The organism is Eudoraea sp. (genome assembly GCF_049669105.1).
Classification (GTDB): Bacteria; Bacteroidota; Bacteroidia; order Flavobacteriales; family Flavobacteriaceae; genus Eudoraea.
This window is the reverse complement of sequence record NZ_JBATKE010000078.1, coordinates 1-3,254: the sequence shown is the minus strand read 5'-3', so window position 1 is coordinate 3,254 and position 3,254 is coordinate 1. Positions and strand designations below refer to the sequence as shown.

The following is a 3,254-nucleotide window of genomic DNA, read 5'->3' as shown; positions in this document are numbered from 1 at the left end:
GTTTTAAGCATTATAGTGATAGTCAATTTTTTCATAAATAATAGAAACAGGTCATTAAATGGAGAGTAACAGTACACGCTTTGGATTTCTTAACGCTGTTGGAGCGAAGTTGAAAAAAATGAATGATGGGGTAAACCTTATCATCGATAATTTCAACAACGAGAAACTGTACATGATGGATTATGTACACATACTTGAGCAGTATAAAGAACTAGGAATTGGTGATATTGACGAGTTCTGTGCCAGCTATGCCTTTAGTATGCACATTGGCCGTCCTTACGATAGTCCAGAAAGCAGGGAAGCAATGTATCTGGAGTTACGAGACTATCTCAATAGTCTTAAGGCAAAAGGTGAAATAAAATAGTTCTAAATACATCTGATTATTACATCGATTGTTTTAAAAGACTATTAATTTTACAATCGTTTTTTTGAACTTTGGTTTCAGCTCAGTGCTTTTCATGTAGCTTTCATGGCCTGCTGTTTCCTTAGTAGATTTTGAAACAATTCGACTATCCTGCCTTGATAGGCATCGGGGATCTGCCCACATATAATCCATTCATTCTTGACCAATTTCCTACTTTGAAGGTTAAACTCTCTTTTTAGGCAAACCAAGGCTTCCTCCTTTGTATTATGGTTCATTTGATTGAACATCCTTCTAATATTGTCAGTCATGGTCGGTTTTGGTAAGTGCTAAATTTATTCCAAATTTGGAACTAAAAAAAGTTAAATCGTTGTAAGGGTAGATTTATTTTGAACTTTCTCCAAGTTAATTAGTTCAGAAATACACTTTTTAGTCAAGGGAGTTATTTTTCCTATAGGCAATACTCTTGCTCACCATATAGTGCAAAATATCTCCTTTTACTTTGAGTTGTACTATAGAATCAAAGGAGGAGTCTGACTCACAATAATAGTAAAAATCATAAATCCTATCCTTTGGGATTTTTAACTCATTAACTAAAAAGGATTTATCCAAATCATCATACAATCTATTATACTTTGACTCTTTTAGATCTCTTGCAACTCCTTTTTTAAGCATTTTTGTTCTGCCCGAGATAGCGTTGATTAGCGGATCAAGTTTAACAGAAACAACCTTATAATCCCATGTTCTCGCGGTGTACAACAACCTTTCGCTTTGAATTCTTTCTTTGACGTTGGCATTAGGTAAATCCAAAGTAGAAGCGGTTATAGTGGCTTCAATTTCTATGGAATCCATATCTTTCAACAGGTCGCCCGAAAGCATATAGGGCCATACAACCACTTCCTCAAGTTCTGTCAGCGATGTTGAAAGCTTTACAACAATAAAACCATCCATCATTTCCTGGTTAACCACTAGTTCTTTTCTTGTGAATTGAATTGCACTAAATCTTATAGTATCATTTAATTTAGCCGATATGCTGAAATAGCCATCAGTGCTTGTGATCGTAGCCTTATTTGTTGTTAAGTTAAATACATGCACATTGGCGACATCCTCTTCTACATTTAAAACTCGACCTTCAATAGTTTGTGAATGTATTGATGAACTTGCAAGTATAAGTTTTAGAAAAATAAGTGTACTTAGAAATTTTAGATTCAAAAGTGCAAAATTAGATTTCACTAGTTTGGCTTTAAACACTTGAAATTAAGCAAACAAAAATTGAAATTTCTTAATGTAATGTTAGGATTTATATATAGAAGGCATCATTTTTTGTGTTAAGAAGATTTAAATCTTTATTTAAACTTTTGTTTGATTTTTGTGTCTTGCTAGGCTTGTTACTCAATATTTAGATTCTCTTTTAGCATATCTATTTTTTCTTGCGAAAAATTATTGTCTCCAACTTCCATGGCCTTGGTAAAATATTTAAGTGCGGTGATCGAATCTTGTTGCGCTAAAAAGCAATCTCCTCTAGAATCATAAACATTTGAACTTTCAGGATAATTCTGAATGTTCAAATCAAATAGTGAAGAAGCTTTATCAAGCATATCATTATTCATAAATCCATATCCCATTGAATTAATAAATTGTTCAGGGGGAAGAACCAGATAACCAAATTTGTCCGATACTTTTGCAAAGTGAGAATTTATCAAACCCAGTAACTCCTGAACCGTTAAGGTTGACTTTTCAGAAAAGAATTCATTTACACCGTCCATCTTATACCAAGAAAAAAGAAAACGCAGCGCATCATACTCAGTAATAAGTGGCACACTGCCGTGGTCATCATTTTGGTAGTATTTCCACTTAAATAATAATCCATTGTCGTTACTGGCTTCAATTGATTTTACAAATTGTAATATCGATTTGATGTGAACAGTAAAATTTGAGTCAGGCACACTATCATTTTGAACTTTTTCAATATTCATTCCAGCTTCCATTGTATTGGCTACACCAACATAAAGGGCTCTCTTGTCAAACTTATTCTCCGACAACACTGAATCTGCGACATTGAGAAAAGCTCTATTGTCCCACCATAAACTGGGGTCTATTGCTATGTAATTATTAAAAAGACTCTGTCTATTTACTAGGGCATTAATAACACTTAAGCCACCAAAAGAATGGCCAATAAAAGTTCTATACTGAGATGCAGGATAAGTTTTTTCTATGTGTGGGACCAATTCCTTTTCGATGAAGTCAAGAAACTTGTTTCCACCACCTGATGGATATGGAATGCTATCGCCTGAAATAAAATCAATATCAACATGTGATGGTGTCAAATCTAACGACCTATTTGTATTTGCGATACCAACAATTATCATTTCTGGTACAATCATATTTCCGCTTGCGGGACTTAATTGTTCCATCATTCCAGTTACTGAACTAAAATGTGATGGGCCATCTAGTAAATATAATACCGGGTATTTAGTTTTATAAGACGAGCTGTCATTCGCACTTTCCGGAACATGGATCCATAGCCGTCGAGATTCATCCAAAATATTAGAATAAACACTATCTATATGCCCAATGGCTATTTGGTTTTCCGGGCTTTCAATATCTACAGAATTTTCTTTTCGTTTACAACTAATCAAACAGAAAAGAATAAATACAAATAGTAAGAGATTTTTCATAATTGTACCCACATCATAATTTTTGATTCAATTCTAATGTTCTCAAAATATTAATCACTAAATGATCGTTTATTTAAACTTTAATAATCTATGGAAAGCTATTTCTCAGTCAGTTCTATAGCCTTCTCTAAATACTCATCTCTACCAGTTTTTATACCCTCAATGGTCTTATTCACATAAATGTCAGGTGTAACTCCGATAGCATGGTGTTGGGA

Annotated in this window: 4 protein-coding genes; 1 reads left to right on the top strand and 3 read right to left on the bottom strand. The window is 33.7% G+C overall.

The window, feature by feature from the left end; all coding sequences use genetic code 11:
- Positions 1–58 precede the first annotated feature (58 nt).
- The gene (locus WBM60_RS06740) at positions 59–364 is read left to right on the top strand and encodes a hypothetical protein (protein WP_424282894.1); all 306 of its coding nucleotides are present in this window, start codon (positions 59–61) and stop codon (positions 362–364) included.
- Positions 365–456: 92 nt separating this feature from the next.
- Here the strand turns inward: WBM60_RS06740 and WBM60_RS06735 are convergent, their stop codons facing one another.
- The 3 genes from WBM60_RS06735 to WBM60_RS06725 form a co-directional block, all read right to left on the bottom strand.
- Entirely contained in the window at positions 457–672 is a 216-nt protein-coding gene (locus WBM60_RS06735) for a hypothetical protein (protein ID WP_424278333.1), read from the bottom strand.
- 118 nt (positions 673–790) lie between these two features.
- Positions 791–1,594 carry a carboxypeptidase-like regulatory domain-containing protein gene (locus tag WBM60_RS06730; protein ID WP_424282893.1) on the bottom strand — a complete coding sequence of 268 codons (804 nt, stop codon included), beginning with the start codon at positions 1,592–1,594 and terminating at the stop codon, positions 791–793.
- Between the two features lie 155 nt (positions 1,595–1,749).
- Positions 1,750–3,051: an alpha/beta hydrolase gene (locus WBM60_RS06725; RefSeq protein ID WP_424282892.1), complete on the bottom strand. Its 1,302-nt coding sequence runs from the start codon at positions 3,049–3,051 to the stop codon at positions 1,750–1,752.
- Between the last annotated feature and the right edge of the window lie 203 nt (positions 3,052–3,254).